This is a genomic window from Micromonospora sp. NPDC003776 (assembly GCF_053605645.1).
This window is the reverse complement of sequence record NZ_JBSGJR010000479.1, coordinates 1-5,638: the sequence shown is the minus strand read 5'-3', so window position 1 is coordinate 5,638 and position 5,638 is coordinate 1. Positions and strand designations below refer to the sequence as shown.

5 protein-coding genes are annotated in these 5,638 nt (G+C 73.1%); 2 read left to right on the top strand and 3 right to left on the bottom strand.

The features are described from left to right. Window positions 1-508, top strand: a 508-nt coding sequence (locus tag ACWEVO_RS28705) for a hypothetical protein (RefSeq protein WP_452310607.1), incomplete at its 5' end; no start/stop codon positions are given. Window positions 509-608: 100 nt separating this feature from the next. Further along, the gene (locus ACWEVO_RS28700; protein WP_452310606.1) at window positions 609-2,714 is read left to right on the top strand and encodes an amino acid transporter; all 2,106 of its coding nucleotides are present in this window, start codon (window positions 609-611) and stop codon (window positions 2,712-2,714) included. A 90-nt stretch (window positions 2,715-2,804) separates the two neighbouring features. On the opposite strand, the gene ACWEVO_RS28695 is transcribed toward ACWEVO_RS28700, so the two are convergent. The 3 genes from ACWEVO_RS28695 to ACWEVO_RS28685 all read right to left on the bottom strand — a co-directional run bounded on the left by ACWEVO_RS28695 (window position 2,805) and on the right by ACWEVO_RS28685 (window position 5,465). Then, on the bottom strand, window positions 2,805-3,764 hold the full coding sequence (locus tag ACWEVO_RS28695) for a TIGR03557 family F420-dependent LLM class oxidoreductase (protein ID WP_452310605.1): 960 nt from the start codon (window positions 3,762-3,764) through the stop codon (window positions 2,805-2,807). Window positions 3,765-3,934: 170 nt separating this feature from the next. Next, entirely contained in the window at window positions 3,935-4,141 is a 207-nt protein-coding gene (locus tag ACWEVO_RS28690; protein ID WP_452310604.1) for a hypothetical protein, read from the bottom strand. A gap of 118 nt (window positions 4,142-4,259) precedes the next feature. Continuing rightward, the gene (locus ACWEVO_RS28685; RefSeq protein WP_452310603.1) at window positions 4,260-5,465 is read right to left on the bottom strand and encodes a low temperature requirement protein A; all 1,206 of its coding nucleotides are present in this window, start codon (window positions 5,463-5,465) and stop codon (window positions 4,260-4,262) included. Window positions 5,466-5,638 lie beyond the last annotated feature (173 nt).

Here is a 5,638-nt window from a genome sequence, read left to right as displayed (position 1 = left end):
CCCCGCGGGCCGGGACCGGCCCGCGGGGCAGCGGCTGGGCCGGCCCCACCTGACCGGGTGTCGGACCGCCCGCGCCGGGTACGTCGCCGCCATGGCCCACGACCCCGCCGGAGCCGGCCCGAGCCGCCGCTTCGCGTTCCGCTTCGACCCGGCCTTCCGGCTGCCCCTGGCCCTGCTCGGAATCCGTCCGGAGACCGCCCGGGTCGAGCTCGGCCCGGACGAGCTGGTCGTCCGGTTCGGCCCGTGGCTGCTGCGCACCGCCCGCGACAACCTGACCGGGGCGGAACTCGGTGGCCCGTACCGCTGGTGGCGGGCGATCGGGCCGCACCTGTCCCTGGCCGACGGCGGGGTGACCTTCGGCAGCAGCGTGGCGACCGGCGTCTGCCTCCGGTTCGCCACCCCGGTGCCGGCTCTGGCGCCGGGCCCCTGGCCCCGCCACCCGGCGGTCACGGTGACCGTGACCGATCCCGAGGCGCTGCGGGACGCCGTGGCCACCCCGCTCGGCTGAGCCCGCCCGCCGTACCCGATGATCTTTTCCGGCTTGTCGGGTTCCACCGGGTGTGGCGCGGGGTACCGCCTACGGTCGGGTCAGGGCCGAAGGGGTGCAGATGGCGGACGGGCGGAACGGGGCGCAGCCCCGGCGGACGCGGGGGCGGCGCAACCAGGCGCAGGCCGCCGCGGCGGACCGGGCACTGCGCGCGGCGCGCGACCCGGAGCACGGCGACCGGCCCCGGCGGGGACCGGGCGGGGTGCCCGCGTGCGTGGAGAGCCCCGTCCGCGCGCCCGAGCCGGCCAGCCGGCTGGCCCGCTGGCTCTTCCAGCACCGGGTGCAGGCGGTCGGCCCGGAGACCCGCGAGCATCAGGCCCCGGCGCACCCGTGGTGGCAGGTGATGTGCCTGACCGGTGTCGACTACTTCTCCACCCTGTCCTACCTGCCGGCCATCGCCGCGGTCGCGGCCGGGGCGCTCTCCCCGGTGGCGACCCTGCTGATCGTGGCGCTGACCCTGTTCGGCATGCTGCCGATGTACCGGCGGGTGGCCCGGGAGAGCCCGCACGGGCAGGGCTCGGTGGCCATGCTCGAGCGGTTGCTGCCGTTCTGGCGCGGCAAGATCTTCGTGCTGGTGCTGCTCGGCTTCGTGGCCACCTCGTGGATCATCACGATCACCCTCTCCGCCGCCGACGCCACCGTCCACCTGCTGGAGAACCCCGTCCTGCCGGATTCCTTCCCGCACGGCGGCACCGCCGCCGTGGTGGTGACCGTGGTGCTGCTGCTGATCCTCGGCGGCGTGTTCCTGCTGGGGTTCAGTGAGGCGGTGCAGGTCGCCATCCCGCTGGTCGCGGTCTTCCTCGGGCTGAACGCGGTGATCGTGGTCGCCGGGCTGGTCGAGGTCATCCAGCATCCGGGAGCGGTCGGCGACTGGACCTCCCGGCTCACCGAGGTCGGTGGGATCGGGGACGTGCTGCGCACCAGCGTGCTCGCCTTCCCGCTGCTGGTGCTGGGGCTCTCCGGCTTCGAGACCGGGGTGAGCATGATGCCGTTGGTGCGCGGCGGCGGCGCGGACACCGAGGCCCGGTTGACGGCCCGGATCGGCAACACCCGCAAGCTGCTCGCCACCGCGGCGCTGGTCATGTCGGTCTACCTCATCGCCACCACGTTCGTCACCACCGTGCTGATCCCGCCGAAGGAGTTCCAACCGGGCGGCGCCGCCAACGGGCGGGCGCTGGCCTGGCTGGCGCACGAGCACCTGGGCGAGGGGTTCGGCACGGTCTACGACATCAGCAGCATCCTCATCCTCTGGTTCGCCGGGGCCTCCGCCATGGCCGGCCTGATCAACATCGTGCCCCGCTACCTGCCCTCGTACGGCATGGCGCCGGAGTGGGCGCGGGCGGTCCGCCCGGTGGTGCTGGTCTACACCGCGATCAGCATCGCCATCACGGTCGCCTTCCGGGCCGACGTCAACGCCCAGGCCGGGGCGTACGCCACCGGGATCCTGGCGATGATGGTCTCCGGCGCGATCGCGGTGACCATCTCCGCGTACACCAGCCGGCACCGGCTGGCCGGCGTGGGCTTCGGGGTGCTCAGCGCCGTGCTGCTCTACGCCCTCACCGAGAACGTCATCGAGAAGCCGGACGGCATCGCCATCTCCGGCCTGTTCATCGCAGGCATCATCGCCGTCTCGCTGATCTCCCGGGTGTCCCGGACCACGGAGCTACGGGCCGAGCGGATCGAGTTCGACGAGCCGGCGCGCCGGTTCATCGCCGACTCGATCGCGCACGACGGCCGGCTGCACCTGATCGCCAACAAGCGGCAGAGCGGCTCGGTCAAGGAGTACCGGGTTAAGGAGCGGGCGCAGCGCGGGATGAACCCGGTGCCCGGCGCCGCCGACGTGCTCTTCCTGGAGATCGACATCTCCGACCCGTCGCAGTTCAGCGGGGTGCTGCGGGTGCACGGGGTGGAGGCCGGCGGCTATCGCATCCTGCGCGCCAGCAGCCCCGCCGCGCCGAACGCCATCGCCGCCATCCTGCTGGCCCTGCGGGACGCGACCGGGATCCGGCCGCACTGCCACTTCGAATGGTCCGAGGGCAACCCGATCGCGCACCTGCTGCGCTACCTGATCCTCGGCCGCGGCGACACCCCGCCGGTGGTCCGCGAGATCATCCGCAAGTCCGAGCCGGACCCCAGCCGCCGCCCCGGCATCCACGTCGGCGGCTGAGCGCCGCGCGCCGGCGCCGCGCCCGTCCCGCTCCGACCGCCGCCCGGGTACGCGGGCCGTCCGGCGGACCGGGCTGCGCCCGGCTCCCGGTCAGCCCAGGGCGCGCAGCCGCCCGTTCAGCTCGCCGGCGAAGAAGTCGAGGAAGCCGTCCGGGTCGGGGCCGGCGTTCTGCAGGACGATGTGGTCGTAGCCGGCCTCGACGTACGCCCGGGCCTTGGCGACGTGCGCCTCCGGGTCCGGCCCGACGGAGAACTGCCGCCGGATGTGCTGGTCCTCCACCCAGACCGTGGCCGCGTCGAAGTTCACCGGGTTGGGCAGCTCGCTCATCACCTTCCAGCCGGTCACCGCCCACCGGCTGGTCTCCTTCGCCGCCCGGATCGCCTGCTCCTCGTCCGCGGCCCAGGCGATCGGCACCTCCGCGTAGCGGGGGCCCCGGCCGCCGGCCTCCCGGTAGTGTTCGACGATGGACGGCTCCGGTTCGGTGGCGAAGAGGCCGGTGCCCAGCTCGGCCGCCATCGTCGCGGATTCGCGGCCGCTGGCCGCCACGGCGATCACCGGCAGCGGGTCCGGCAGGTCCCAGACCCGGGCGTCCTCCAGTTGCAGGTGCTCCCCCTCGTACGACCGGTAGCCGCCCTGCCAGAGCAGTCGGATGATCTCCAGCGCCTCGCGCAGCCGCTCGTGCCGCCCGCGGACGCTCGGGAAGCCCTGCCCGACGACGTGCTCGTTGAGCCGCTCGCCGGCGCCCACGCCGAGGGTGAACCGCCCGTCGGAGATCAGCGCCATGGTGGCCGCGGCCTGGGCGATGATCGCCGGGTGGTAGCGCACGGTCGGGCAGGTGACCCCGGTGGCCAGGCCGAGCGTGCTGGTCCGGGCGGCGATCGCGCCGAGCGCGCTCCAGGTGAAGCAGGAGTGCCCCTGCACGTCCAGCCAGGGGTGGTGGTGGTCGCTCATCTCGACGAAGTCGAAGCCGGCCTGCTCGGCGCGGACCGCCTGCCGGATCAGCTCCTGCGGTCCGAACGCCTCCGAGGCCAGCTTGTAGCCGATCTGCATGCCAGGTCTCCCGTTCCCGTCGCGGCTGGACCGCTGCCCTTCCCGGCCAACCGGTCGGCAAACGCCGCGACCGGGCCGGAACCGGGTCTGCCGGCTGCCTTCGGGGCGGGACCGGACACGACCGGGCCCGCGCCGCGGGGGAGCGGACGCGGGCCGGAGAGCGGGGTGACCTACTTGGACGGCTCGGGGAGCTTGCAGTCCACCTTCGGGTTGGCGCCGATGTAGTTCAGGGGGCCGGCCACGATGGTGACCAGGATGGTGCCCGCCTCGGCGCAGTTCGTGTCGTCGTTGCTGTAGTAGCCGCGCTGACCGGCGGCGATCGCGCCGATGATGAGCCAGATGACGACCAGGACGCCGACTATCGAGGTGCCGCGCATGGGTTGCCTCCACGGGGTTGTGGTGGATTCGAGGGTGCAGGCGTGATACCCAGACCGGGTGTCCGGTCAAACGGCGCGGGGCGACCGGCGCGGCTGATTCCGACCATTGCCGGGCGGGTCAGTGCGGCGGGGAGGGATCCTCCGGGGGCCGGCCCCGGCTGCGCAGATGGTCGGCGACGGCCACGCCGCCGAGCACCAGCATGGCGCCGAGCGCGGCGTAGACCGGGGCGAGGAACACCACGGCCGGCGCGATGCTCAACAGCGCCAGCAGCCCGCCCGCGCGGGAGAGGGAGACCCGGCTGAACACCTCGTACTCGAAGGCGGCGCGACCGACCAGGAACAGCGCCGGGCCGCCGAGGATGACCGCCGCCCAGGCCGGCGGGGTGCGGCCGGTCGGCTCCAGCAGCACCAGGTCGAAGCCCGCCGCCGTGGTCACCACCCCGGCCACCAGCAGCAGGTGGGTGTAGGGCGCGGTGTTCAGGAAGCGGCCCGGCTGCTTCGCCCGGGCGATGGCGCTCGGGAGCAGCTCGCCCGACTTGTGTACGTAGATCCGCCAGAGCAGCAGCGTGGTGCCGAAGGCGATGGCGAAGGCGCCGATGTTCTCGGCCTCCGAGTGGTGGAGGCTGAAGATGGTGCCGGTGACCAGGATGGCGTCGCCCAGGGCGATGATGAAGAACTGCTGGTAGCGCTCGGAGAGGTGCTCGGCGGTGACGTTCCGCTGGGCGTCCGGCACCACCCCGAGGCCGGGCACCGGATAGGCGAGCCGGAAGCCGAGATAGTCGACGGCCAGGGCCAGCGCCCAGAGCCCTTCCTGGGCGCGGCCGTGGGCCAGGACCCCACCGACCAGCCACGGCACCGCCGAGACGGCGAACCAGAGGAAGATGCGGGCCGCCCGCCGTTGGGTCTGTCGGTCATGGCGGACCGTCGGCATGAGATACAGCCCGCGTCCGATATGGATCGCCACGTACGTGCCGGCGAAGACCAGCCCCCGGGCGCCGAAGGCCTCCGGGATCGCGGTGGTCATCAGCAACGCCCCGAACATCACCCCGATGATCAGAACCTTGATCTGCGGGCGCTGCGGGTCGTACAGGTCGGTGACCAGGGTGGTGATCGCCCAGGTCCACCACATCGCCATCAACATGATCAGGGACTGGAGGGCGCGTTCCCAGCCCAGCTCGGTGATCATTCCGCGGGAGATCAGGGAGAGCGCGACCACGTACACCAGGTCGAAGAAGAGCTCCAGCAGGGTCACCCGTCGGGGTGAATCGGGGTCCCGGACCAGGGGCCGCCGGCCGGCGGGTCGCTCGGGCGTGGCGAAGGGCACGAGCTGCTCCTGCGGTGGCCGGGATCGTCGCGGCGGGCCGTCGGCCCTTCACCGACCGTAGCGACGGCCTCGGATGCGCGTGTCCGATTCGCGCTTTCCGCGCGGTGGTGGAGATGGGCGCCCTGTCGTTGCTGACCAGCGCGTGCGACCCGAACGCGTAGTAGGTGGCGAGC

Bases quoted from the DNA above. Each gene is read 5' to 3' on its own strand.
- ACWEVO_RS28690 (WP_452310604.1), bottom strand. From the start codon at position 4,141: ATGCGCGGCACCTCGATAGTCGGCGTCCTGGTCGTCATCTGGCTCATC.
- ACWEVO_RS28695 (WP_452310605.1), bottom strand. From the start codon at position 3,764: ATGCAGATCGGCTACAAGCTGGCCTCGGAGGCGTTCGGACCGCAGGAG.
- ACWEVO_RS28700 (WP_452310606.1), top strand. From the start codon at position 609: ATGGCGGACGGGCGGAACGGGGCGCAGCCCCGGCGGACGCGGGGGCGG.